This window comes from Paraburkholderia sp. UCT2, assembly GCF_014397665.1.
GTDB classification, from domain to species: domain Bacteria; phylum Pseudomonadota; class Gammaproteobacteria; order Burkholderiales; family Burkholderiaceae; genus Paraburkholderia; species Paraburkholderia tuberum.
On the sequence record NZ_VZQO01000074.1, the window covers coordinates 1 to 24618 of the forward strand.

Annotated in this window: 17 protein-coding genes and 6 pseudogenes; 14 read left to right on the forward strand and 9 right to left on the reverse strand. The window is 59.2% G+C overall.

The window, feature by feature from the left end:
* Window positions 1–128: 128 nt before the first annotated feature.
* From F6X39_RS34280 to F6X39_RS34315, 8 genes and pseudogenes are all read left to right on the forward strand, one after another.
* Window positions 129–371: pseudogene (locus tag F6X39_RS34280) on the forward strand (IS3 family transposase); the annotation flags it as partial.
* A gap of 179 nt (window positions 372–550) precedes the next feature.
* Entirely contained in the window at window positions 551–1411 is an 861-nt protein-coding gene (locus F6X39_RS34285; RefSeq protein ID WP_187619880.1) for a transposase, read from the forward strand.
* 705 nt (window positions 1412–2116) lie between these two features.
* Window positions 2117–4093: a type VI secretion system tip protein TssI/VgrG gene (locus tag F6X39_RS34290; protein ID WP_187619881.1), complete on the forward strand. Its 1977-nt coding sequence runs from the start codon at window positions 2117–2119 to the stop codon at window positions 4091–4093.
* A gap of 18 nt (window positions 4094–4111) precedes the next feature.
* Window positions 4112–4558, forward strand: a complete 447-nt coding sequence (locus F6X39_RS34295) for a DcrB-related protein (protein WP_187619882.1) — start codon at window positions 4112–4114, stop codon at window positions 4556–4558.
* A gap of 13 nt (window positions 4559–4571) precedes the next feature.
* Window positions 4572–8693 (forward strand): RHS repeat-associated core domain-containing protein, encoded by a 4122-nt coding sequence (locus F6X39_RS34300; protein WP_187619883.1) that lies wholly within the window; start codon window positions 4572–4574, stop codon window positions 8691–8693.
* A 1-nt stretch (window position 8694) separates the two neighbouring features.
* Window positions 8695–9168, forward strand: coding sequence for a hypothetical protein (locus F6X39_RS34305; protein ID WP_187619884.1), 474 nt, complete (start codon window positions 8695–8697; stop codon window positions 9166–9168).
* A gap of 80 nt (window positions 9169–9248) precedes the next feature.
* Entirely contained in the window at window positions 9249–9524 is a 276-nt protein-coding gene (locus F6X39_RS34310; RefSeq protein WP_187619885.1) for a ParB/RepB/Spo0J family partition protein, read from the forward strand.
* Window positions 9502–9969, forward strand: a complete 468-nt coding sequence (locus tag F6X39_RS34315; RefSeq protein ID WP_187619886.1) for a hypothetical protein — start codon at window positions 9502–9504, stop codon at window positions 9967–9969. The genes F6X39_RS34310 and F6X39_RS34315 overlap by 23 nt, the downstream gene beginning before the upstream one ends.
* A 147-nt stretch (window positions 9970–10116) precedes the next feature.
* Here F6X39_RS34315 and F6X39_RS34320 read toward each other — a convergent pair whose 3' ends face one another.
* From F6X39_RS34320 to F6X39_RS34340, 6 genes and pseudogenes are all read right to left on the reverse strand, one after another.
* Window positions 10117–10401 carry a hypothetical protein gene (locus tag F6X39_RS34320; RefSeq protein ID WP_187619887.1) on the reverse strand — a complete coding sequence of 95 codons (285 nt, stop codon included), beginning with the start codon at window positions 10399–10401 and terminating at the stop codon, window positions 10117–10119.
* Window positions 10402–10473: 72 nt separating this feature from the next.
* Entirely contained in the window at window positions 10474–10857 is a 384-nt protein-coding gene (locus F6X39_RS34325; protein WP_187619888.1) for a CbrC family protein, read from the reverse strand.
* 982 nt (window positions 10858–11839) lie between these two features.
* Window positions 11840–13960, reverse strand: a pseudogene (locus F6X39_RS34330) (Tn3 family transposase); the annotation flags it as partial.
* Window positions 13941–14189, reverse strand: a complete 249-nt coding sequence (locus F6X39_RS37170) for a DUF4158 domain-containing protein (protein WP_316251751.1) — start codon at window positions 14187–14189, stop codon at window positions 13941–13943. The gene F6X39_RS37170 and the pseudogene F6X39_RS34330, both read right to left, overlap by 20 nt.
* Window positions 14190–14192: 3 nt before the next feature.
* Entirely contained in the window at window positions 14193–14753 is a 561-nt protein-coding gene (locus F6X39_RS34335; RefSeq protein ID WP_187619889.1) for a recombinase family protein, read from the reverse strand.
* Window positions 14754–14942: 189 nt separating this feature from the next.
* Complete coding sequence (locus F6X39_RS34340) at window positions 14943–15677, reverse strand: SDR family oxidoreductase (protein ID WP_187619890.1); 735 nt, start codon at window positions 15675–15677, stop codon at window positions 14943–14945.
* Window positions 15678–15781: 104 nt separating this feature from the next.
* On the opposite strand from F6X39_RS34340, the gene F6X39_RS34345 reads away from it, so the two are divergent.
* Together F6X39_RS34345 and F6X39_RS37175 are read left to right on the forward strand one after the other, a co-directional pair.
* Window positions 15782–16693, forward strand: a complete 912-nt coding sequence (locus F6X39_RS34345; RefSeq protein WP_187619891.1) for a LysR family transcriptional regulator — start codon at window positions 15782–15784, stop codon at window positions 16691–16693.
* Between the two features lie 64 nt (window positions 16694–16757).
* Window positions 16758–16967 (forward strand): annotated as a pseudogene (locus F6X39_RS37175) (DDE-type integrase/transposase/recombinase); the annotation flags it as partial.
* 129 nt (window positions 16968–17096) lie between these two features.
* On the opposite strand, the gene F6X39_RS34355 reads toward F6X39_RS37175, so the two are convergent.
* On the reverse strand, window positions 17097–18026 hold the full coding sequence (locus F6X39_RS34355; protein WP_187619893.1) for a LysR family transcriptional regulator: 930 nt from the start codon (window positions 18024–18026) through the stop codon (window positions 17097–17099).
* Window positions 18027–18428: 402 nt separating this feature from the next.
* Between F6X39_RS34355 and F6X39_RS37730 the strand changes: the two are divergent.
* The 4 genes and pseudogenes from F6X39_RS37730 to F6X39_RS34375 form a co-directional block, all read left to right on the forward strand.
* Window positions 18429–19130 (forward strand): annotated as a pseudogene (locus F6X39_RS37730) (winged helix-turn-helix domain-containing protein); the annotation flags it as partial.
* A gap of 1105 nt (window positions 19131–20235) precedes the next feature.
* A pseudogene (locus F6X39_RS34365) lies at window positions 20236–20701 on the forward strand (IS6 family transposase); the annotation flags it as partial.
* A 285-nt stretch (window positions 20702–20986) separates the two neighbouring features.
* A complete protein-coding gene (locus tag F6X39_RS34370) occupies window positions 20987–22099 on the forward strand; it encodes a BMP family ABC transporter substrate-binding protein (protein ID WP_184033114.1) in 1113 nt (370 codons plus the stop codon).
* A gap of 26 nt (window positions 22100–22125) precedes the next feature.
* A complete protein-coding gene (locus F6X39_RS34375) occupies window positions 22126–22662 on the forward strand; it encodes a nucleoside deaminase (RefSeq protein WP_187619894.1) in 537 nt (178 codons plus the stop codon).
* A 350-nt stretch (window positions 22663–23012) separates the two neighbouring features.
* Here the strand turns inward: F6X39_RS34375 and F6X39_RS34380 are convergent, their stop codons facing one another.
* Window positions 23013–24080 carry a purine-nucleoside phosphorylase gene (locus F6X39_RS34380; RefSeq protein WP_187619895.1) on the reverse strand — a complete coding sequence of 356 codons (1068 nt, stop codon included), beginning with the start codon at window positions 24078–24080 and terminating at the stop codon, window positions 23013–23015.
* Window positions 24081–24380: 300 nt separating this feature from the next.
* A pseudogene (locus F6X39_RS34385) lies at window positions 24381–24497 on the reverse strand (GntR family transcriptional regulator); the annotation flags it as partial.
* Window positions 24498–24618 lie beyond the last annotated feature (121 nt).

Genomic DNA, 24618 nt, shown 5'->3' on the forward strand with positions numbered 1-24618 from the left:
CTGCAGGACCTTCGAGAGCGCCTGCTCCTTGAACTCGACAGAATAAGTTTGTTTCGCCTTCAACTTGCACCTCTGACTCTTCTTGATAAAAAAATTCAGAGGCGACAACTACTATGACGCCGGGGGGCAGCGACGCTGAGTTGCTGGGGCGTATTTGCGCCATTCATGCGAGCTCGTGCGGCAGCTACGGCATGCCTCGCATTCATTTCGAACTCACCGGGCAAGGTGTGCGCGTTGGGCGCAAGCGGGTTGCTCGCCTCATGCGCCTGGCGGGTCTATGCGGCGTGAGCCGGCGGCGCTGGATCAGCACCACACGGCGACAGCCTGACGCACGACCCGCGCCGGATCTCATGCAACGGCACTTTGTGGCCGACGCGGGGTGCCGTCAATAAAGGGATTTTTTCGTACGCGTGCGACGTGAAGTCGCACCAGTTATTCAACTGGTTGCGGGTTTTCGACGGCCGTGGAATTTGTCTGCAAGCCGCGCCAGGAGTGGATTTCAGGTCAGAGTAGCCAGATCGGCTAAAGTCCAGATTTCTGGACGCAGCGAATGACCCGAAGCCCATACTGGCAAGAGATTCCAACAAGATTGCGCCTGGAGCAGTTCGAGCAATTTGTCTGGCCGCATCTGAGCCTGGGCCGTCGCGGACCTCCCCCCACGCTGGCCTTGCACAAGATCTTCAACTACATCCTGCAGGCACTGTACATGGGTTGCCAATGGAAGATGCTGCCGATCGAAAAGAATGCCAACGGCCAACCCGAAATCCACTACACGCGCATCTACCGCACGTTTCGTCGCTGGCAGGCCGATGGTTGCATCGATGCCATCTTTTCGGGCTCGGTGCAGCAACTTCATCAGGACCAGCTGCTTGACCTTTCGGTCATCCACGGCGACGGCACCACGACGGCGGCGAAGAAAGGCGGCGACAATCTCGGGTATAGCGGGCACGAGCATCTGAAGGGCGACAAGGTGGTGGCCTTGTGCGATCGCAACTGCAACGTCATTGCTCCATTCATCGGCGTTCCCGGCAACCGCAACGAATCACCGCTGTTGCGCGACGCGCTGCCCAGCCTTACCGCCATGGCCCGCGCCATTGGCGCGGACCTGCACGGTTCAATCGTCAGCCTGGATGGCATCTACGACTGCAGCGCCAACCGCAAGGCGATCTTCAATCGCGGCATGACCCCGAACATCCCCGAGAATCCGCGCGGACGCAAAACACCGAAGCGGGGCCGCAAGCAGCGCTATGATCCGGCCATCTTCGAGGAGCGCTTCAGGACCATTGAACGGGTCTTCGCCTGGGAGGACAAGTTCCGCCGTCTGCTGCTGCGCTTTGAACGCATCAGTGACGTTCACTACGCGTTCAGGACGCTTGCCTATACGATGATTAACCTGCGCCACTACTGCTGAACCAGCGCGGCGCTCGCACTTCACTGACTGCGGCACGCGCCGTGATTGCTCACGCCTGTTGCATTCGCATTCCTGATCATAATGCAAACTCCGATATCGAGATACCAGTCGCTTTTCACAACGATGTTCCTGGCTTCGCACGATTACCAACGGTCATCGTAGTTCTTCCGTTCGCAATGGACGGAAACGCGCAACCAGTTGTCCGCTTCAGTCAGTTCAACGGCACATTTCACGGGCAGGCTGGCAATCAGGATGAGATGTCCTGTCAGACTCGCCATTCTGAAATTCGTTTACTCGACAGACTTAACCGAATTTTTCTTTATTGAACAACGCCATCAGCACCCCAGTGAAAGATTCAGGGTGTGCTTTTCACGGCGCGGCATCCGGTAGTCGTTTCCCGAAAGTCGAGGCCAGCTGCAAGTTTTTTGGGCCCTCGCCCATGTACAGACATCCTGTCGAACGGTATTTATTGTGATCGCTGTCGATCCGGGCAGCGATTTCAAATTTTCCGTCGACACACCCAAGTCCTTGTCCGTATTTGAGATGCACTCCGTGGAGCTGCGCTGACACCGGATGGGCAGCCGGTATTCATGGAGGAGGATTGATGCAGACAGGCTTGATGAAACGATGGGCGCAGGACGCGAGGAATAGATGCGTGCGCTGCGATGACAGTGTCCGGTCCGGTTCATTGGGAGGACGGCGCTCATGCTGACCCTTGTGACCCCCCGCACCTTTACGGTCAGCGGTGCCGCGTTGCCCACGCTGCTCAATGGCGAGCCGGCCCTGCAGTTACGCACGATCTCAGGCGAGGAAGCGCTGTCGAAGATCTACCAGTACGAACTGGAACTGGTCACGACGCTGGATCCGCTGCTGTCCGACCATACCGCGGCCAATTTGGACCTGAAGGCAATGGTCGGAAAGGAGATGACTGTGACGGTCCAGCTCGACGGGATGGGTGCATTTGTACCGGGCATGCCAGGTATGACAGGAGCCGCCAATATCGGCGCCGGCGTGCGGGAGATTAGTGGCATCGTCACCGCAGCAAGCCTGGTCCGGCAGTTGGAGCGCCAGTTCCTGTACCGGCTGGTGCTCAGGCCATGGATCGTGCTGGCCGAACGGCGTACGGACTACCGGATCTTCCAGAACATCACGGTGGTCGAGATCATCGACGCGGTGCTACGCGGCAACTATCCATACACCTGCGAAAAACGCCTGGGTAACGTGTATCCGAATCTGGTCTACCAGGTGCAGTACGGCGAATCGGATTTTTCCTTTATTCAGCGCTTGATGGAGGAAAACGGCATCTACTGGTTCTTCGAGCATTCCAATGGCATCCACCGGATGGTGCTGGTCGATAACCAGGGGGCGCACAGACCCGTGGAGAGCGCGGCTTACCGCACCTTGTGGTATTACCCGCCCGACTACAAGATCGACCGGGAATACATCAGTGCGTTCGACACCACCGAAAGCATCCAGTCCGGGATCTGGACGACCAACGATTTCGACTTCACCAGGCCGAAGGCCGATCTGGCGGTGCAGAACGCGCTACCGCAGGACACAGCGCACAACCGGCTGACGGTTTACGAGTGGCCGGGCGACTACACCGACCCGGCGCAGGGCGAGCAGTTCGCGCGTGTGCGCATGGAGGAAATCCGCGCGAAGGGCGAGCGTGCTGAAGGCCGCGGCAACCTGCGCGATGTGGTGTGCGGCACGACGTTCACGCTGGCGGGTTACCCGCAGGATGCCGCGAACCGGGAATACCTGGTGATCCGCGCGAGACTCGACGTCGAAGAGATTGCCGAGGCGACCGGTGCGGCGCAGTACCGCGTCAGCACGACGTTCGACGTGCAGCCGACGACCACGATATTCAGGCCGGAGCGCACCGTGGACAAGCCGCGCACGACCGGCCCGCAGACCGCGATCGTGACGGGACCCCGTGAGCAGGAAATCTGGACCGATCAGTACGGACGCGTGAAGCTCAAGTTCCACTGGGACCACTCGGATGTCAACGACCAGAATTCGTCGTGCTGGGTTCGGGTGTCGTACCCGTGGACGGGAAGCAACTTCGGTGGGGTGAACATTCCGCGCATCGGCAGCGAAGTGATCGTCGATTTCGAGAACGGCGATCCGGACCGTCCGATTGTGACCGGCAGGGTGTTCAACGCGATGACGATGCCGCCGTGGGAGTTGCCAGGTAGTGCGACGCAAAGCGGGATCATCAGTCGATCCATGAAAGGCGGGCAATCCAACTTCAGCGGCATCCGCTTCGAGGACAAAGAGGGTTCGGAAGAGTTCATGCTGCAGGCCGAGAAGGACATGAACTCGACCATCAAGCATGACGAGTCGCACACGGTCGGCAACGATCGCGTGAAGACAGTCGTGAGGGATGAAACGGGCAAGGTCGGTCGCGACCGCACCGTCGCGATCACCCGTAACGAAAGCATCGGCGTCGGCAGTGGCTTCGCGATGCTGGTCGGCGCGCTGCCCGCCGCTGACGCCCCGGCTCCCGCTGCCGGTACCTACACCCTGAAGGTCACCGAAAGCCTCGTCCTCGAATGCGGCGCTTCGAAGATCACCCTGCTGAAGAACGGCCACATCGCACTCGAAGGCGTCCAGATCGTGGAAACCGCGAAAGGGGCTTTCCAGATGACTGGCAAGCGAATCGATCTCAACAATTCCTAACGCTTAGCTACCCATTCCATGACCTCGCGCTATCGCATCGACGAGGGCAGTATCGATCTGCCCGAAGGATTTGAAGACCGCAGTACGAACATTTTTGTTTTTGGCGACCCGGACCGCTCACCGCTGAACTTAAACATTGCGCGTGACACGCTGGATGTGGGAGAAACACTGCCGGCCTACGTCGACCGCCAGATCAGGAAACTCGAAAAGATCCTGCGCGGCTACCGTCTCCAGCATCGCCAGGCCGCCCGGCTGGGCAGTGGCGATCACGTATCCGAGGGCGAGCAGATCGATGCTACCCGCAAGGAGGGCCAGCAGACCATCCATCAGCGACAGGCAGCGTTCCTGTGCGCGCCCCGGCGCGCGCTGATTTTTTCGGGCACGAGCATCAGGGCGTTCACCGGCGAGCAGAATGCCCTGTGGTCAACGTGGCTGGCGAGTTATCAGTCTTCATCGGCTGACTGAGCGGGGGCACGCCATGTACGAAGCCGCCCGTCTGCACGATCCCATTGCCCATTCCAGCGCACTCGCCGGTTTTCTGGTGGGTGCGTTGATCGGTATCGCGATCATCGCGGCCGTCGCCTTCGCTACCTCTACCTGTGGCTTTGGCGCGGCCTTGGTGGCGGGCCTGGTGGCGGGCTTTGCCGCACAGGGTGTATTGGCACTTGGGGAGGCGATAGGCCGCAGCATCAAATCGACGGCCGGGAAAATCAGCAGCGGCTCACCCAGCGTCTTCATCAACGGAGAGGCCGCTGCACGTGTCGAGTTCAGCGCGGTCGCATGCGAGAAACACGCGCCGATCAAACGCATCGCCGAAGGTTCCAGCAATGTGTTCATCAACGGCAAGGCGGCGGCACGCAAGGACGATCGCACCGAATGCGATGCGACCATCGGCGACGGGTCGGGGAATGTCTTCATTGGCGGAGGACGGGTTGCGTATCTGAAGATCGATCCCGAAATCCCCGACTGGCTGCGCACCACCGTCCAAGTGGCGTTCATTGTCGCTGGGCTCGCGGGCGGGCTCGCCGGCGGGCTCAAGGCGGCAGCAGAGGAAGCCGGAGAAGCGGGTGAGTCTTTCGGTGGGCGGTGCGCAACCAAATACGCTGCGGGTTTTCTTGAGGACGCCGCCATATCCGAGGCCATCGGCGGATTGATCGGCAGTCCGGTCGAGGTCACCTCAGGGCGCAAGGTGTTGCTGCCCGAGGCCGACTTCGTGCTGCCCGCGCGTATGCCGGTGTCCTGCTCACGCTTCTATTCGAGTACGCTGCACGAACCGGGGCTGCTTGGGCCGGGTTGGCGCCTGGATTGGGAAATCACCCTGCGTCGCACCGATGACGCGCTGATCTACATCGGTCCGCAAGGGCGTCCGATCCATTTCCCGTTGCTCAAACCAGGTCACGAACTGTATGACGCCGCGGAGCTGATCTGGCTGTCGCGCCTCGATGACGGGCGCTACCTGGTGCGAACACCGGAGCGGTATTACTTCCTGTTCGGCGACTTCGATGACAGCGGACTGGCCCGTCTGGTGATGATCGAAGGCCCCGACGCGCAGCAGATGACGCTGACATGGGATACCGCTGGCCGGCCGGTGGAGGTCCAGGCGGATGGCGGTTACCGGCTACGTCTGCAGTATCAGGAAGCGCCCGCGCGTCTGAGCCGCATCGAACTGCTCGAAGGCGGCACCCTTGGCACGCTGGTCAGCTACGGCTACGACAGTGCGGGCTATCTGGCGTCGGTGACCGACCGCGCGGGCGTGGTGACCCGTCGTTTCGGCTACAGCGACGGGCTGATGACCCATCATGCCAATGCCGAGGGGTTCCTCTGCCGCTATCGCTGGGAGATCCTTGCTGGCCAGCCGCGCGTGATCGAACACGACAACAGCAGCGGCGAGCGATACGGTTTCCACTACGACTTTGCCGCCGGCCACGCCGAAGTGACCGACACGTTCGGCAATGTCGCGCGGTGGGACTTCGACGCGAAGGAGCAGATCACTGCCCACACCGGCTTCGATGGCGCGCAGTACGGTGCTGAATACAACGCCTCGGGATGGCCGATCGTACTGCATCTGCCGGGTGGGCGCACCCGGCGCATCGACTATGACGAACTGGGCCGGCCGGTGGCTCACACCGATCCGCTGGGCCAGATCACCCGCACGGACTATCACGCGAGTACGTCGCTACCTCGTCAGACGACACTGCACGATGGCCGCCGTTGGATGACGGTTTACAACGGGCAGCATCAGGCGATCGAAACCGTTGATCCGCTGGGGCGGCGCACCGTCATGCACTACGGCGAGGACGGCCAGTTGCAGCGGGTCACCGATGCGAAGGGAGGCATCGTCACGCTGGAACACGACGCACGCGGGCTGCTGAACGCGCGCACCGACTGCTCGGGCAAAACCACCCACTACACGTACGACCGCGACGGCCTCCTCGACACGGTGACCGACGCGCTGGGCCAGACCACGCGCATCCGCTACGGTGCGCAGGGCCTACCCGAAGCCGTGACACGACCTGACCGGCAGACCGAGCGCTATCAGTGGAATGCCCTGGGTTACCTGGTCAGGCATACCAACGCGGCACATCACACCCAGCAATGGGAGCGCGATGGGGTGGGTCGGGTGCTGCGCCATACCGATGCTGAAGGGCGCACAGTCCACTTCGAGCGCGACGCGCATGGGCGACCGGTGAAGCTCACCAATGGGAACGGTGCGAGCTACCAGTTCGGCTGGGATGCGGCGGACCGCCTGCTTCGTGAGCAGCGCGTCGACGGCAGCGTGCACGAGTTCCGCTACGATGCGGCCGGATTTCTGCAATACATCGCCAGCCAGGCGGGCTCGTCGCGCCGCATGGAAGTCCATGAGCGCGACGCGCTGGGCCGGCTGGTGCGCCGCAGTGGCGATCATAGCGACACGGCGTACCGGTACAACGTGCTGGGCCAGTTGACCGAAGCCCGCCGCACGCCCACCGTTGCCGGCAAAGACCTGGGCATCGTGGCGGACACAGTGCGGATGGAGTACGACGCGGCCGGCCAGTTGCTGGCGGAATGGAGTGCTCACGGTCGCGTGGCCTACGAGCGTGACGAACTGGGTAATCCGCTGGCACTGACCCTGCCGCAGGGACAGCGGATCGAGACGCTTTACTACGGCTCCGGGCACGTGCACCAGATGCGCTTCGAGGGCGCCATCATCGCCGACTTCGAGCGCGACGACCTGCACCGCGAAATCCTGCGCACGCAAGGGCGGCTGAGCACGCACACCGGCTATACCTCACTGGGCCAGATCGCGTGGCAACGTGCCCATGCGCCGAAAGCGGAGGCGTCCGACGTACCGGACGAGACGCACAGTGTGCTATGGCGGCGTTACCGGTATGACCGTAGCGGCGAGCTGACGGAAAGCTACGACAGCTTCCAGGGCCATACGCTCTACGATTACGATCGCACCGGCCAGTTGCTGAGGCGCAGCGCCGAGAGCTTCGACGTCGAGCGCTTTACGTGGGACGCGGCGGGCAATCTGCTGGACGATGCCGGGCGCGAGCCTAACGTCAAGCTATCCCCGCTGCTGGATAACCTGCTGAGGCGCTACCGGGGGGTGTCGTACACCTACGACGACTGGGAGCAACTGGTGAGCCGCAACGGCATGGGCCTGCGCTGGGATGCCGAAGGTCATCTGCTGTCGGTGGACGATGGCGTGCAGCACACCGCTTACCGGTACGATGCACTGGGCCGGCGTATTGGCAAGTCGACCCGCGCCACACGGCACCCGGGTATGCCGCGCGACACCAAACCGCCGGAAGAAATCCGCTTCGTCTGGCAGGGCTTGCGGCTGTTGCAGGAACAGGACGGCAAGGGACAAAGCCGGACGTACCTGTATGACCCGGTGCGTGGGTATGCGCCGGTGGCGCGGATCGATCATGCCGGCAGAAGCGATCACAGCGAGGTCTATCACTACCACACCGACCCGACTGGCACGCCGCGTGAAGTCACCGACGCCGACGGCAGGCCCGTGTGGAGCGGCAATTACAGTGCATGGGGCCAGGTACGGGCGAACATGCAGACGGCGGTGTTCAATCAACCGCTGCGCATGCCGGGGCAGTACCATGACGAGGAAAGCGGGCTCTCGTACAACACGTTCCGGTATTATGATCCGCATTGCGGACGGTTTATCTCGCCTGATCCGATTGGGTTGGCGGGCGGGCTGAATCTTTATCAGTATGCGGCAAACCCCATATCGTGGATTGATCCCTGGGGGCTGAGTGATTTACCGCTTGGTAGCGAAGAGAATCCGTTCTCTACTTCTAATGCCGCTCGTCTAGATGCAATGCGACAAGCTGGCATACCAACAAGTCAACAGCCTGTCAGTCAATCCATGAATAGTTCGGGTATGGAGTATCGTTACTTGGTTCCTCAAGAGGGCGGCGGGACCGTTGAAGCAACTGTGCAGCAACAGACAATGGACTCCAGTCACGTTGATTCTCCCCATTGGGAGGCGGGGAAAGTTAAGGTTGATCCAATAACAGGCGAAACGAGAATAAACGATTACGGCAGACCAAAAATAGCCAACCCCAAAGGAAAGGCCTATTACACATCGGAGGGTTGCTGATATGAATGAAATTGAGCGGAGAAGAGATGTTTTATTCAGAAGGGCTCGAGGGAAAATAATTTTCGGAGAGTACTTTGAAAAAATTGGCGATCTTCTTGATTTTGACCGGGGTTCGATAAAATTTATCGGATTGGAAGAAACGGATGAAGTTCTGAAATCACATTTCAGGATAAGTGGCGGGGTGCCGGATTATTCGAAAACTATAGTCAGTAGCAAGATAGGTGAAATTATTTCATCGATAAAAAAAAGAGCCGGAGATTTTTATGTTTTTATCGACGATGATTGGCGATATTGCGGAGCTATTTCTCCCATGTCGTTAAATTTAATAAAAAGTGACTTTTTATTTGGGGTTAAAATTTTAAATGATGTCTTATTTGTATCCGCCGATTATACTAAAAAAATCAGCCTTGATTATTACGAAAACAAAGGAGTTGGTTGTATTGATGTGTCCGAATATGGCTTTAATCGTTCATAAATGTTTATTAGTATGCGCCCAATCCGATAAGCTGGATTGATCCTTGGGGGCTGTCGTGCGAAACAGCTAAAACGAGTGAGTTGACTCCAACTCATTCTCCGACAAAATCCAAGAATCAAATGAGGGCCTTGCTTGCGGACATCCGGGAAAATGGGGTGCAAAAGCCAATTAAAGTGGTTGAGCATAACGGGAATAAATATATAGTTGATGGTCACCATCGATATTTTGCCGCGCAAAAATTGGGTATTGAAGATCTTCCAGTGAAAAAGGTGGAGCTTCCTTATCTGGGTTACAGGACGCCAAGCGATTTTATTGATGAGGTGATTCGGATGCGTGGATACTGGCGCCATTTATAGGAAGGGGATAACCATGGCTGTTTGGCAGTATTCATTCTGGGCTCTTCCAAAGATCAGGCTAGGTGAAATATATGGATCCGCTCCATCTGAAATCGGTGAAGATGAATTCAATTCAATTGAATGGTTTGATGGATATGACGTAGAAGAATTCATAAGATCGATAGACTATCTTGATGCCGGGCAACACTGGAACAAAGAGGTTGTCTTCTTTGGTAGCTACGAGGGAGATTCAATATCCATTGAGCGTGAAAATGGAAAATTGGATGGAATTTACTTCAGAGTCGATCTGAGGGGGAATTACAGATTAATGGCGACAAAGATGATTGAGTCCATCAGGAGCCGTCTACTGGTTCTTGTAAAGGAAGATCTTACGGTGCCGAAGGGGGCCGAAGAGTTTATCGCCTATCTTAAGTATCTGGCTGACAGGAGGCATATTGCTGGCTGAATCGGGGGCCGCAAATGTTGTCCCTTTCTTCTATTCGTAGTCGGGTGTTAGTGAGGCTGGCAGTCCGAAGGGGCGCGTGCGCCCTTCGTCATTGCCGGATTAGCGATTCAATACGTTCGCGCAGGAACTGCTTCTACGTCGGGGCGTTTAGCGAGCTGCGCGCCACACATTGCGCAGTTCTTCGTTTGCGGCCTTGCGCTCGATGGCCAACTCTTCGCGCTCGCGCGCTTTGGCGGTGTCGTCGTATTCGGGGGTAACGGTGAGGCTTTGCCGGATGTAGTCAACTGAGACATGAACGCGCTGACCGGCTTTAAAAAATCCCGCCGTGCCGAGCCAGAGGTCGATGTGTTCCCAAGGCATGAACCGCTGCTGCGGTTGCGTAACTGTTGCGGTGGATGGCGCGTCGGGCGTATTGCGCAGCGTCGCCGTCATGTGTCCAATGCGTTTCGATTTGGATAGACGTGCTTTATGGGGTCCCTTCAGGAAACGGGAAATAAAGCACGCTTAGCTCGTCAACTCCTTCTGGCCCGCACGCCCAATAAACTGAGCAGCATCACCGCAGTGGGTCCACCACTGCTCCTGCTGCCAACCAGAGAAGCCCGGCGTGCGAAATGCGACTTCCTCTACGACCTCCTCGGGTACTTCATCCCATTTTCCGCCACCGCCGACGCCGTGCTCATCGGTGAAGCTCGCATCTAATTTCACATGCGCGGAACCGTCAAAAATGCACCAAGGACAGATGCATTCCTCGTATTCCTCGACCGCGAAAACCGGGCCAGTATAAATGTAACCACGAGCTTGCCCACAGCAGACGCATTCGACATCCGATTCGATAACGCTTCCTGTCGCCAAGGGATCGGAGTGGTACTTGAAAGTCGGCAAAGTCACTTCTTTCCTTGGGGTGTGTTGCAGGTTGGCGGATTAAACGAATCGAGCCGGTGTCGAGATGTCCACGGTGCTGAAAAAATCCTACTCTTGGATCGGTCGCAATACTCGGCAAGCAATGTCAAAAAATGGTCGGTGCAGGCAGACTGTTGACGATCTACGGCGCAATGTCGAACCACCAGTCACGGTCGCGGAGTTCGCTAAAACGATCGTATTGCCGAACGATTGGCAGCGGCTACGTTCGCAGCACTCCGCCTTGCTGGGCGGGCGTTCGTGCAGTTCAAAATTCTGGTTCAAGAAAACATTGTGCAGTTTATCCATCATCAACGAGTATTCGAAACCCCGGTCGTTGTGAAGGGGTTTTGCCGTTCTTCGCCATTCTCAGCGAATGTGATCCCAGCTCGCCGTTATCGAGCCGTTCTCAATTATTGTGAGCCCGTTCTCACGTAATGTGGTCCTGGGCATGCCGATATTCTCAGTCAATGTGGTCTCGAAACGGCGCTGTTATCGAGCCCTGCGATTTATGTTATCGGGCCGCTACACCTAGTCTCTTGGGGTTCACAAGCTAAACGTGCTTTATTGTCCGTTTCCTGAAGCGACCCCTTATTCGGGAAATCAGCGGCTCGCTATGGCGATACCGCTGCGTGTTCAGCAGTAACTCCGGCCTGCGAAAAGTCGCGCCACGATGACATCCTGACCGAAAACATCCGGGCTCGATGTCCCGGCTGTTGGCCAAGAACGAGGCCGCCCGCGCTGGCTACCTGCAGCTTCACATTCACGTCATTGGCCACGCGGCACACCGGCCAGCCCGAGAATGCGCCCGTAGACCCGTTTGCAAAAGGCGTCATCCCGTTCGTCCTGCTCACCATCATCGCGCACGACGTGCTCAAGCAGAATGCCGCGACGCCGCATGATCGCGTGGGTTCCGGCTTTCTGAAGAAGATAGCCCTCCGGGGTGCCCTCAAGAAACGGATTTTTTCGTACGCTAAGACTGGAGCTTGGTCGATTTCGCAGCACGCAACGGTCTGAATCGCCCCTTGGCGACGCGTTTGTTGGCGTGCCATACATAGTCACCTGTCAGGTTGACGTGGTTCCAGCCGAGCGGAGCGACGTGCGAAATCAGGCTGTCGTCGATCTCACGCTGCCGCCGCAAGGCGGCAATTGAACGCTCCAGATACACCGTGTTCCACAGCGTGATCGCAGCCACCACGAGGTTCAGGCCACTGGCCCGGTAGCGCTGGTTTTCGTACGAACGGTCCCGTATCTCGCCCAGACGATAAAAGAACACCGCTCGCGCCAGTGAATTGCGGGCTTCGCCCTTGTTCAGCCCGGCGGACACGCGCCGACATAGAGCCGGATCCTGAAGCCACTTCAGCGTGAACAGCGTGCGCTCGATGCGGCCGAGTTCGCGCAAGCCGACAGCGAGACCATTCTGGCGCGGATACGCACTCAGCTTGCGCAGGATGAGTGAAGCCGTCACTGTGCCTTGCTGAATAGACGCGGCCAACCGAACCAGATCCTGGAATTCCCGCTCGATCAATTTCCGGCTGATCGATCCTCCGATCAGCGACGACAGCGCCGGCCAGTCGGCCGGCTTGCCGGGCACATACAGATTCTTGTCGGCAAGATCGGCGATGCGCGGCGCGAACTCGAATCCGAGGAAGTGACACAGCGCGAACAAGTGATCGGTGAAACCAGCGGTATCCGTGTAGTGTTCCTCGATGCGCAACTCCGATTCGTGATACAGCAAGCCGTCGAGCACATGTGTGGCGTCCCGCACCGGCGAATTGATGACCTTGGTATGAAACGGCGCGTATTGATCGGAGATGTGCGTATAGAACAGCACGCCGGGTTCGTTACCGTATTTTGCGTTCCGATATCCACCGGCCTGACCGTGGCCACCGGCCCGGAAGCGCTGGCCATCCGACGACGAGGTGGTTCCCTCACCCCAGTAGGCCGCGAAGGGCAAGCCATGCTGATAGTTGACCAGCTCAGCGAGTCCCTTCTGATAGGTTTCGTCGCGGATATACCAGGCGACCAGCCAGGACAGCTTCGCGGCGCTTGTGCCGGGACAGCCATCTGCCATTTTCTCGAGCCCAAGATTGAACGCGTCCGCGAGAATGGCAGTCAGTAGTAGTGTCCGGTCCGGCGGCTCAGCTTCGCTTTTCAGGTGCGTGAAGTGCCGCGTAAAGTTGGTCCACTGATCGACCTCAAGCAGCAGATCCGTGATCTTCACGCGCGGCATCAGGTCATATGCCTGCTGTGTGAGCGCGTCGGCCTCTGCCGGTGTCGCGTCATCCAGCGGCGTGATTTTGAGGCCCTTGTCGTTCAGCTCGACGTCCGGCAACTCGCCCGCTGCCGCGAGCCGGGCTGTTTCGTCGAGGGCTTCGCGTAGACGCTCGAATCGCTCGTCGAGGTAGCTCGTCGCCGACGTTTCAACAGCCAGCCCAAGTCGATTCTCACGACGGTGCGTGTCAAATGTGGCGCGCGACATCAGGTACTCATCGAAGTCCTTGAACTGACGGCTACCGATTACCGATACGTCACCTGAGCGTAGCGCGTTTTTCAATTCGCTCATGGCGGCCAGTTCGTAGAACTTCCGATCGATATCGCCATCCTTGAACACGAACCGCTCCCAACGCGGCTTGACGAAGCCTTTCGGTGCGTCGGCGGGCACCTTGCGTGCGTCAGCGCGATTCATCGTGCGCAACGTCCCGATCGCATCCATCAGATCCTGGCGGGCGGGCGCCGCCCGGAAATCGAAGGTGTCGAGGAAAGTCGGGGAATAGCGCCGCAACTGCGTGTAGTGGTCGACGAGGAGTGCCGTCGAATCGAATTCCGCGTCACGCGCGAGCTGTTCCGCTTCGCGCACGCTTGCGGTAAACGTCTCCCACGGCACAATGGCCTCGATCGCGCGGAACGGATCGTCCCCGGTTTCCTTTGCGGCGATCAGTGCGCCGCCGACTTTCGCATAGAGACGCACCTTGTCATTGACGGCTTTACCCTCGGCAGCGAAGCGTTTTTCATACTTGTGCTTGGCCTTCGTGAAGAACGATCCAATCAGGCGATCATGCAGGTTGAGAGTTTCATCGGTCAGCGACGATACCGATGATCGGCGCATGTGGCTTCTCGGCCGGCCCCAGTACTCGACCCGGAAAGCGCAGGTAGACCATCAGCACTGCGATGCCGAGCCGGTTGTGGCCGCCTCGATGCTGGCGCACGAACGCGAAGTCCTCCGCCGACAACGTGGCCAGGCGAATCAGTTCGCTTTCATCTTCCGGGAAAGCAAACAGCTGGAATCGCTGCGCAGCCGTAAGGAGTTCGCGGCGGGGCACGATTCACCTCGTCGAGCGAAGATACTGATACAGAGTTTCGCGGCTAACGCCAAATTCACGAGCGATCTGGGCTTTACGTTCGCCAGCGTCCACGCGACGGCGAAGGTCGGCAACCTGCGCGTCGGACAAGGCCGGCTTACGACCGCGATAGGCGCCGCGTTGCTGCGCGAGGGCGATGCCCTCACGCTGGCGTTCGCGAATCAGCGCACGCTCGAATTCCGCAAAGGCCCCCATTACCGACAACATCAGATTCGCCATCGGCGAGTCCTCGCCCGTGAACGTCAAGCATTCCTTGGAGAACTCGATGCGCACGCCGCGTTGGGTCAGCGCCTGCACGACATGGCGCAGGTCGTCCAGATTCCGCGCGAGCCGGTCCATGCTATGCACGACTACCGTGTCGCCGCTGCGCACGAACGTCATCATCGCGTCGAGCTGCGGCCGCTTCGTGTCTTTCCCCGACGCCCTGTCGGTAAAGGTGCGATCGAGCTCGATTCCGTCGAGCTGGCGCTCGGCGTTCTGCTCGAACGAGCTGACCCGCACGTATCCGACACGCTGACCGTTCATGGCGAATTTCCGACGAAGGTGTCAGCCTGAAATCTGTGACGTTGGCAACTCCGCGTCAAACAATTGTCAGGACGGCCCTATCCTGACAAATCTGACGGTCTTGCCTGACAGCAGGTTAGGGTATACCTCAGAATGACATTGCAAAAACAGTAAATATGCCTCACCCTACTGAGTCATTCTGTCCTGTCCCTAGACGAAGCGGCCGCCGCCGTCAATGTGCAAGACTTCGGCATTCATATAGCCGTTGCTCAGGAGCAAGATAATTGCCTCCGCGACTTCATCCGGATACCCTGCGCGACCGCCAGGCAATGTATCGGTCGCCTGATTGAATATCGCGGCGCGCCCCTCCGCGCCGAATGAATCGAACAGCGGCGTCTCAATGAGGCCGGGCGAAATGACATTGACACGGATCGGTTTGAGCTCGAGAGCGAGCGATCGTGCGAGCGCTTCCACTCCGCGGACCGCTGCCGAAATAACCGCTGCGCCGTTACCAGACGGACGGTCCGAATACTGGCCGCCCGTCAACACGATCGAACCCGTGGGTGGCATCAGCGGCAAAACTGCCTTGATGGCATAGAGCGGGCCCGCGATACGTTCGTGGATCGCCACCAGCAGTTGGTCCGGATCCGTATCGGCCAACTTTCCGAAATGCAGGCCACCTGCGGTGATCACGAGATGATCGACCCGCGTCATGCCGTCGAACACGGCTTCAACGCTTTTTCTGTCTGAGATGTCGGCGACCACTGCCCGGGCGCCACCGATCTCGCTGGCAGCGGCTTCGAGCTTCGCCAGCGTTCGTCCCACGAGGGTGACGGCCGCGCCCTTCGCTTTCACGGCCACGGCTGTCGCGAGACCAATGCCTGTGCTTCCGCCAAACACAACGACATGAGCGCCATTCAGAGATATTTGGGCTACGGTGTTCATAAGGCCTTTCCTTGAGAAAGAGGGGACCAGACGAACGTTAGGTCATTCCAGATGTCACTGGAATCCGACAGAATCGGATATAGGTTATGCCACGGGAGAATGACTTGGATTCGCTTCAATCGATGCGGCTGTTCACGCGCGTTGTCGAGTTGGGCAGTTTTTCGGCCGTAGCCCGCGAGGAAAATACCGGCCAGCCGACGATCAGCAAGGTCATTGCCGCCCTGGAGCGCAACCTGGGGGTCCGGTTGCTCGAAAGAACGACAACCAGTTTGACGCCGACCGGAGAAGGCACGCGGTTCTACGAGCGGAGCAAGCGCGTGATCGAGGAGTATGCCGATGCGGTAGCGGATGCGCGGGGTCAGACGCAACGGTTGGCCGGAACGCTGCTGGTCAATGCGCCCGTGGGGCTCGGTGAACTGCGCCTCAATGCCCTGTTCCTCGAATTCCTTGCGAAATATCCCGAGATCGAAATCGAGCTGATCCTGAACGACCGCGTGATCGATCTGGTCGAGGAAGGTGTCGACATGGCGATACGGCTTGGCGATGATCTCCCGCCTCATGCCGTTGCACGCCATATCGCGTCGTCGCCGCGGGTGCTGGTGGCGACGCCCGAATACATCAAGCGTACCCGGAAGGTCCGCAGGCCCGAAGACCTGGTGCAACACGAATACATTCGTTATGCCGGAATTGCCTCCGGGAGCAGGATGGAATTTTCCAATGCCGCAGAAAAGGTTGTCGTCGCGACCACAGGACGCTATCGCGTCAACAGTTCGCTGGCCCTGCGCCAGTGTTTTCTTGAGGGGGTCGGGTTAGGTACGGCCCCAGCATGGCTGGTCCAGGATCTGATCGACACCGGTGCGCTGGTTCGTCTGCTCCCAAAATGGCAGATGGCTTCCCAGCCGCTCCACCTGGTGTACCCGTCCCGCAGATACCAGCCGCTGAGGACGCGGGCCTTGCTGCAGTTCATGGCCGGTAGAATCCCCGAGTTGCCCGGGCTTCGTGCCCTAGGAGCGTAGTGGGCGCCATCGCGGCCTTAGCGTACGAAAAAAATCCGTTTCTTGAGGCCACCCCGACGCGCCCAATCGACTGTGGGTCGCGGACGCGACCTATGTGCCGACCGCCGAAGGGTTTCTGTATCTCGCGGTGGTGCTCGATGTCTTCAGCCGCCGGATCGTGGGCTGGGCGATGTCCGATCATCTGTACACAGAGCTAATGCTTCGGGCGCTCGACATGGCGCTCGTGCAACGTCGTCCTGACGGTGTCATTCACCATTCCGATCAGGGCTGCCAACCTCTGCCCGACGCTGATCGGCCCATCCCGACCCACAAGGGACAGTTGGATTTCTCCGTAACGGACGTTCAAGCGAGTGGAAACGTTAAACCTCGCAAATAGCCAGGCACGGGCTATAGTCGATCCGGGCTAAGCTTGACGCGCCCACGCAGTCTGATGCTGAGTCGCCCCGTTGCCTCCAATCTCGCCCATCAGATAATCGATGAACGACGCTATTCGCGAAGAAACGGCTGTATTGCGGTAATAGACAGCATGGATTGGCTGACGGACGTCCTTGGTCTGACGGGCGAGGATCTGCACGAGACGCCCTGTTTCACGGTCCCGGTCGGTCATGAAATCCGACAGGCAGACAACGCCCACGCCTTCGAGCGCCAGTTGACGAAGCGTCTCGCCGCTCGATGAACTTGCCACCGGCTCGATACGGTACGGCTCACCGTCGGCACCGAGCAACGGCCAGACATTGAGCGACTCCGGTTGTGTAAAGCCCAGCAGTACGTGCTTGCCAAGGTCAGCGACCTCGCGCGGATGTCCGTGCGCCTCAAGATAGTCGGGACTCGCAAGAACACGCATGCGGCTACTGCCAACAAGCCGGCTATGCAGCGTCGAATCCTTGAGCCGACCAATTCGAATAGCGACGTCGGTGCGGCTCTCGAGTAGATCGATGATGCCGTCGTTCGTGTTCAGCTCCAGGTGAACGTGCGGATAGCGCACGCGGTAGCCTTGCACAAGCGGTGCGATCACGTGCAGCATGAAAGGCGACGCTGCATTGATCCGCAGGAGCCCCGATGGGTTTTCCCGCCGCGCGACCATCTGTTCCTCCGCGCTTTCCACGGAATCGATGATGGCGCGCGCGTGTTGAAGGAACGCGCGCCCTTCCTCGGTCAGCTCCATCCTGCGCGTGGTCCGGCGCATCAAGGTCGTTTTCAGCTTTTCCTCGAGGCGCCCCAGCGTCCGGCTGGCCGCCGACACTGTCAGGTCGAGATGTTGGGCGGCTGCCGTCATCGAGCCGGTATCGACCACGGCCATGAAAGTCGCCAATTCGTCGAGGGTGATATTCATTCTTGATTTTCTTTCAAAAGAATTTTGTTTATAGACCAGTTTGTGAACAAAAGTAAAGCTGGCAGACTCGGTCCGTCAGAATCCTCAATTCCTTCGCGAGGGAATACAGCCGCCGGAGGGCGCAGGCGCGCTGTCGAGTCTGGTGAGACAAAACTTTCTCCAATGTCACGGAGATTTAATCAATCAAACAGGCTGTTTCTGGAGACATACGCCGCGACGTTCAGGCTTGCGCAGACCAGGCGGGCAACTAACTCTGCTTAGCCGGAATGCGACTGACATCGGCATAAAGCCGGCGCGCAACTCACCTCGATCAATGCGAGCACAAACATGACGGTTACCGAGCGACCCGCGAATTACGGCACCAGCATGATCGACCTGGGCCGGTTTCAGATCGATTTGGAGATGCGGACGCTGCACCAAAGCGGCACGCTCGTACCTGTCGGATCTCGCGCCTTCGATATTCTTGCCGTGCTCGTGTCGGCCGCTGGACGACTCGTTACGAAAGACGAATTGTTGGATAGTGTCTGGCCGAAAACCGTCGTCGAAGAAAACAATATCCAGGTCCATCTGTCCGCGTTACGCAAAATACTTGGTGAGGATCGCAACCTGATTGTCACGATCCCTGGTCGCGGGTATCAGTTGCGACAACGACCCGTTGAGAGCCGGGCTCCTGCGGTCGAGTCCCGCGCCTTCAGACGTGGCCTGCCGCTACGCGAAACCCGGCTCACAGGCCGCGACGCAGCCGTTCGGCAGATCAGCATGTTGCTCCAGACTACGCAGCTATTGACGCTCACTGGAGCCGGCGGTATAGGGAAGACGAGCCTGGCTATAGCGGTAGCACGGCAGGCATCGAACGATTCTTCCCGCGCTGTGTGTTTTGTCGAACTTGCCACGGCAACAACCGAAGATGCGGTCCTATGCGAGGTCGCCGAAGCATGCGGGCTGTCCACGCCCGATGCTGCAGTCGACATTGCGCAACTGGCTGCGGCGGTTTCCGGCAAACGTCTGCTCCTCGTGCTGGATAACGCCGAGCATGTGATCGACGCCGTCGCGCGGATCGTCGACGCACTCGTAGCGACAAGCGAAATTCTGCGTGTGATGGTAACGAGTCGTGAACCGCTTCGCCTGATGCAAGAGACGGTGTACCGGGTCGAGCCACTCGACGTGCCGCCTTCGCATTCAACCCATGCGGAGATCGTCCAGTTTCCAGCGGTAAAGTTGTTTTTGCTGCGCGTCAATTCAATCCAGCGGTATGCATACGCCGGCTGCGAGAAAATTCATCTCATCGGCGAGATCTGCCGCCGGCTGGACGGCATTCCTTTGGCGATCGAGCTGGCAGCGGCGCGCGTCGCTGGCCTCGGCGTTGAGGGTGTTCATCGCTATCTGCACGACCGTTTCAGTTTGCTGACGGGCGGCTACCGGACCGCTCTGCCACGCCATCAAACCTTCCGTGCGACGTTCGACTGGAGTTTCTCCATACTGAATCCATGCCATCAGTTACTGTTCAGGCGCCTCGCGGTATTCAGCGGCGGCTTTACGTTCGATGCGATTTGCGCGGTGGTGTGCGACGAGAAATACGCTGTGGCGGACGCGATCGGCGGCATCGGCGATCTGGTGGCGAAATCGCTCGTCAACATCGAGCTGGAGGGCCCGGTAAGCAGGTATCGCCTTTCCGATTCGGCACGTGCCTATGCGCTGGAGAAGCTGCATGCGCAAGGCGAGCAGAGGCTGATCGCGGCGCGCCATGCACGCTATGTCTCCCATTGCTTGCGACCGTGTCTGGCTGACAGTGTCGCTGAACAATTGGACCTGGAAATCGATTTCCGGCAGTCGCTGGATGATGCACGCAGCGCTTTCGATTGGGCGTTCTCGCAGCATGGCGATACGCGGATTGGAGTCGAGCTCGCGGCAGGTCTCACAGAGGCGCTGCTCGATGCGGGCCTGATTCACGAATGCTGCACGCGTGCTGAGCAGGCCATCGATGCGCTTGAAGAACTGCCCCCTGCCTCGGTGGACTCAGACACCGAAATGCGCGTGCGTGCCACTCTCGCCTCGGCATTGATCTATGCTCAGGAGCCCGTGTCAAAGTCGGCACGATCGTGGACGGACGTGCCGGCTCTTGCTGGCGATACAGGCGACGGTTCTGGTGCAAATAGTGAAGGTGAATCGGTTAAAGTGTTGCCCCCCGACCCGATCTCATCATCCGACAATGAGCAAGCTCAAGAGTATGGACGAACTGTTCTCAGGCCGCCACTTCAACCGCGACGATCATTCTGTGCGTGCGCTGGTATCTGCGCTACAAGCTCAGCCTGCGTGATCTTGTCGAGATGATGGCCGAGCGTGGCCTGTCGCTGGCCCACACGACGATCCTGCGTTGGGTGAAGCGTTACACGCCGGAGTTCGTCAAGCGCTGGAACCGTTTCGGCGCGCCAGCGGGCGCGTCATGGCGTGCCGACGAGACTTACCTGAAAATCCGCGGCAAATGGGTCTATCTTTATCGGGCGGTGGATCGGGCGGGTCAGACGGTTGACTTCCTGCTCAGGGCCAAACGTGACGTGAAGGCGGCCAAAGCCTTTTTCAGCGAGGCAACCAAACATCAGGGCAAGCCGCCAAAGACCATCACGCTCGATGGCTATGCCGCCTCACACCGTGCTGTGCGGGAGATGAAGGCCGATAAGAAATCTTTTCTATAGGAACCATCTCTTCCGGACCGTCTATTTGCACCAGAACCCTCGCCATACCGCGGCGTAGTTCCCCTGCTTTGGCGCGGTCTCCTATTCGAACTCCGCGATCCGCAGGCCAATTTCCCAATGGCTTCATATCCATTCCGTTATACAGCACATAACGAATCAAAATTTCGGCCTTGATATTGACTCACCACCATCATCGCTGACGCGACGCAGCCAGTCGTCTGGACGACTGGCGTCGTCTCCTTTCTGTTCCCCATCTTCGGAGACTCCATGAGAACAAACTTCGCTCGCGCGGTGGTGCGCTCACTGCGCCCTGCGGTTACGCTTTTAGCCGCGCTTGGCATCTATGTCGCGTTGAGCCCCACTGCCACCGCCGCGGTGCCGATGGGCGTCGCGTTCGTCTACCTCGGCAACCCCGGTGACGCTGGCTGGACCTACGCACACGAACAGGGTGTGAAGGCGATCGAAGCGAGGTTCGGTGACAAGATCAAGGTCACGCGCGTCGAGAACGTACCCGAATCCGCTGACTCGGAGCGCGTGTTTCGCGACCTCGCGAACAAGGGCAACAAGATTATCGTGGGCTCGAGCTTCGGATTCCAGGACTTCGAACTGAAGACTGCAAAGGATTATCCCGACGTCGTCTTCGAGCATGCGACCGGATACAAGAAGGCCACGAACTTTGCGACCTATGACGTGCGCACCTACCAGAGCGCCTATCTGGCTGGGCTCGTCGCCGGCTATACGACGAAGACGAATACGCTCGGCTTCGTCGCCTCGGTGCCGGTCCCGGAAGTGGTGCGCAACATTAACGCCTTCACAATGGGTGCGCGTTCGATCAATCCGAATGCGAAGGTAAAGGTCATATGGATCAATAGCTGGTTCGATCCAGGCAAGGAGAAACAGGCGGCCGAAACGCTGATCGGCCAGGGAGCCGACGTGCTGATCCAGAACACCGATTCGACGGCGACAATGCAGACTGCCGAGCAGAAGAATGTGCACGCGTTCGGTTGGGACTCGGACATGAAGAAGTTCGGCCCGAATGCCCAACTGGGCGCATGCGTGAGCTACTGGGGCGTCTACTACTCTCACCTGATCGAACAGGTGCAATCCGGCACGTGGACAAACGCGCCGACGTGGTGGGGTCTCAAGGAAAAAGCAATCGACCTCGCTGACATCAACACTGCAGCCGTATCGCCTGCCGCGCAAAAGGCGCTGGCGCAAAAGCGCGACGACATTATCGCGGGCAGATTCGATCCGTTCTCCGGACCGATCAGGGATCAGAATGGCGCGATCAAGGTGGCAGCCGGCACGTCGTTGCCCGACGCCGAGTTGCTGCGGCTCAACTGGTTCGTGCAGGGGGTCGAGGGCACGTTGCCGAAGTAACTCAGCCAACGTGGAGGAGACACACTTTGAGCCTTGTCACTTCCCCGAAACAGAACGCGTCGGCGTTCCCTGAGCAGGGGCTCGCGCCGACACGCGAGCAGATCGTCCGCCATCTGCGTCATGCAAGCGTCATCGCAGAACGTGCGATGCTGTTGGGCCGTCACCCGTTTGGCGCCATACTCGTCGGGCCCGATCAGGAGTCGGTTCTAATAGAACAGGGCAATGTCGATTCCGTCAATCATGCGGAAGCGGTGCTCGCGCGTATCGCCGCGCTCAACTTTACGCCGCAATTCTTGTGGGGTTGCACGCTCTATACGACGGTTGAGCCATGTTGCATGTGCGCAGGCACAGCATATTGGGCCAACATTGGGCGGGTGGTTTTTGCAATGACGGAAGAGCGCCTGCTGCGAGCCACGGGCAATCATGCAGAGAATCCCACGATGAGTGTGTCGTCGCGGTATGTCTTCGACCATTGCCAGAAGCGCATTGAACTGATTGGGCCCGTGGCCGAGGTCGAGGAAGAAGTGATGCAGGTGCAGCGCAGGTTCTGGGGACGCCGATGAGCATGGCGCATCGCGGCCTTATGATCGCATCATGCCGCGCGCGGAGCCGCCACCGCCCGCGCAGCGGCCGCCGCAGCCACCGCGCCCGCAGGGCTCAGTTCGGGCCTTGCGCAGTTGCGGCCGTTCGCCAGATCAGACCACCCGAACGTACCTCCACGCTGAGGTAGGAGCACAAATGCTGAGATGGCGCGGTCAGATCCCGTGAGGTCGCATGCCGGTGCTCCGAGCACACCACCGGTCTGCGTTGGCGTAGGCGTGGCCACCGCTCGCGCCGCGGCAACTGACGACAACGGTGGACACGATCGCTGTGCAGACCGGCACGCGGTACGCTCCACCACGCCGCAAACGCGCTACCGCTGCGGTACGCCGTCGCGCCACTCGCCCCAATGCGTGACGATGTCCTGCACGAGCGGATTGCCCGTGAGGAACAGATTGTCGATCGCGATCGTGAAGCCGCCCTGCGACGAGTAGTTGAGCAGATTGTCCGCGCTCGACTGGCCCGCGTACGGCCGGTCGAAGTCCGAGCCAGCGCGCAGCACCGCGACACGGTTCAGGTCAACGCGATGCACGGTCGCCGCGCGCGTCAGCGCCTCGAAGGTGGCGTTGTCTTCCTGCTGCGTCGTGCAATAGGTGCCCTTGCCGTCGGTCAGAATCTTCGTCCATTGCCGCGCGCGCTCGCCGAGATCGGTGCCCGACCACCAGGTATCGCCCGCCAGCGTGTCGCACTGGATCACGGTCGGCGGACGGTTCGCGGGCGCATAGCTGTATTTGGCACGGGCATCCTGCGCCAGTGCGTCGTCGGTGAGCGTCACGTGGCGCGACAGCGCGAATGCCGCGTTCGAAAGCGCCGGATTGAGCTGGAACACTTCGGTGCGATAGTCGAGCGGCGGCTTCTGCGTCGGGCCCGTCGTGTTGATGCCGAGATAGCCGGTATTCCAGCCCGGCGGAATTTCGCGTCCGTCGATTTCCCATTGAATCCCGAAGTCGACGAGCCAGTTCGCCCACGCGGCGGAACCGACGGTGCCCTGAAGCGGATCAATACCAGCGATGCCCGCCACCATGAAGTACGTATGACGCAAGTCGAAACGCGGCGAGAACGTCAGCGCCATGATCGACGCGGCGGCATTCGCGTGCCCCATGCCCGTCGTCATCACGCAGACCTCCTTGCGATTGCAGTGTACGGCAGGGTAGTCAGGAGACAGGCCCGCGACGGTGATGTCCTGCCACGGGCCGAGATGATCGAGCCACACCTGGCCTTCCGGACCGAACATCGAAATGATCATCACCTTGACCGGCCGGCCATGCGACGCGCCGTCGTCCTGCGCGAAGCTGTCGTCGGCATGCGCGATGGCCGGTGCAACTGCCGCGCCTGCCACGAGCAACGATGAAATCGCTGCACCAAAAGCACGATTTAGCATAAGAGGTCCCACCTGATATGTAAGAACTGCGGTTGCGAAACGTGAGTCGCGTGCCGTGTTGTCGACTGACGTCGTGGTTTTTTGTCGGCGTGCAGCGTGGGACCTGGGCGTGAGCCGTTCAGGTGACAGTGAGTATAAGCAGAGAAAAATCTGTATTGCCAAGCGGCGGCGAATTTTGATGCGGACGAAACGGCAACGGCGGACACAATGTACAGCGACTGGTTCTGGCGCAAATAGTGAAGGTGAATCGCATTCGCAAAGGCCAATTCAACCTGGCGAAGCTCGGCCTCAAAGATACCGCCGCGTGAGCACACGTTGTGCGCTCAACTCGCGCAATGCGCGCGAAACGGTCATGCGTGCGACTCCGGACTCCTTGACCAACTCGGTTTCCGAAGGGATTGCGTCTCCAGGCTGATATGACTTCTCGTGTCAATATGATCGGTTCTGTGTTTTCGATGTTTGAATTTCCTGAGGGCGACGTAGCAGTAAATCTCGACGGTGGATCAAGCTGATATCCGCGGATTGGCTACCGCATTAC

Excerpts from the sequence above, each read along its gene's own strand:
- F6X39_RS34285 (WP_187619880.1), top strand. The coding sequence starts at position 551 with ATGACCCGAAGCCCATACTGGCAAGAGATTCCAACAAGATTGCGCCTG.
- F6X39_RS34290 (WP_187619881.1), top strand. The coding sequence starts at position 2,117 with ATGCTGACCCTTGTGACCCCCCGCACCTTTACGGTCAGCGGTGCCGCG.
- F6X39_RS34295 (WP_187619882.1), top strand. The coding sequence starts at position 4,112 with ATGACCTCGCGCTATCGCATCGACGAGGGCAGTATCGATCTGCCCGAA.
- F6X39_RS34300 (WP_187619883.1), top strand. The coding sequence starts at position 4,572 with ATGTACGAAGCCGCCCGTCTGCACGATCCCATTGCCCATTCCAGCGCA.
- F6X39_RS34305 (WP_187619884.1), top strand. The coding sequence starts at position 8,695 with ATGAATGAAATTGAGCGGAGAAGAGATGTTTTATTCAGAAGGGCTCGA.
- F6X39_RS34320 (WP_187619887.1), bottom strand. The coding sequence starts at position 10,401 with ATGACGGCGACGCTGCGCAATACGCCCGACGCGCCATCCACCGCAACA.
- F6X39_RS34335 (WP_187619889.1), bottom strand. The coding sequence starts at position 14,753 with ATGAACGGTCAGCGTGTCGGATACGTGCGGGTCAGCTCGTTCGAGCAG.
- F6X39_RS34340 (WP_187619890.1), bottom strand. The coding sequence starts at position 15,677 with ATGAACACCGTAGCCCAAATATCTCTGAATGGCGCTCATGTCGTTGTG.
- F6X39_RS34355 (WP_187619893.1), bottom strand. The coding sequence starts at position 18,026 with ATGAATATCACCCTCGACGAATTGGCGACTTTCATGGCCGTGGTCGAT.
- F6X39_RS34370 (WP_184033114.1), top strand. The coding sequence starts at position 20,987 with ATGAGAACAAACTTCGCTCGCGCGGTGGTGCGCTCACTGCGCCCTGCG.
- F6X39_RS34380 (WP_187619895.1), bottom strand. The coding sequence starts at position 24,080 with ATGCTAAATCGTGCTTTTGGTGCAGCGATTTCATCGTTGCTCGTGGCA.